This window comes from Pantoea sp. EKM20T (genome assembly GCF_011800485.1).
In the GTDB taxonomy this organism is placed as follows: Bacteria; Pseudomonadota; Gammaproteobacteria; order Enterobacterales; family Enterobacteriaceae; genus Pantoea; species Pantoea agglomerans.
Map to the genome: position 1 here is coordinate 1 of NZ_JAALFW010000039.1, position 752 is coordinate 752.

A 752-nucleotide genomic window follows, 5' to 3' on the forward strand; every position below is an offset into this window, starting at 1 on the left:
GTAGGGGAACCTGCGGTTGGATCACCTCCTTACCTGAAGATACCTTCCCGCGCAGTGTCCACACAGATTGTCTGATAGAAAATAACGAGCAAAGTGTCTTTCGAAGACAGACTTAATTGTCCCCTTCGTCTAGAGGCCCAGGACACCGCCCTTTCACGGCGGTAACAGGGGTTCGAATCCCCTAGGGGACGCCAAAGCTTGGTGACAGGTGAAAGATGTTACCCACATATCTTAAAGATGACTTACGAGTCATGTTTAAGATATTGCTCTTTAACAATCCGGAACAAGCTGAAAATTGAAACGACGCAGCGCGTCATTCCTCCGTAATAAGGGATGACAAGGCGATGCGTTCGAGTCTCTCAAATGCTTGCAATTCGCAGCGTTGTAAAACGCCTGTGGGTTGTGAGGTTAAGCGACTAAGCGTACACGGTGGATGCCCAGGCAGTCAGAGGCGATGAAGGACGTGCTAATCTGCGTAAAGCGACGGTAAGGTGATATGAACCGCTACAGCCGTCGATGTCCGAATGGGGAAACCCGGTGCACTCTGTGCATCATTGCAGCATGAATACATAGTGCTGCAAGGCGAACCGGGGGAACTGAAACATCTAAGTACCCCGAGGAAAAGAAATCAACCGAGATTCCCCCAGTAGCGGCGAGCGAACGGGGAGCAGCCCAGAGCCTGAATCAGCTTGTGTGTTAGTGGAAGCGTCTGGAAAGTCGCAGGGTACAGGGTGATACTCCCGTACACAAAA

Annotated in this window: 1 tRNA gene and 1 rRNA gene; both read left to right on the forward strand. The window is 51.1% G+C overall.

Annotated features, from left to right (window positions below):
- The first annotated feature begins 118 nt into the window (after positions 1-118).
- Positions 119-194: transfer RNA gene (locus tag HFD94_RS22780), tRNA-Glu, on the forward strand.
- A 212-nt stretch (positions 195-406) separates the two neighbouring features.
- Positions 407-752, forward strand: a 23S ribosomal RNA gene (locus HFD94_RS22785); the annotation flags it as partial.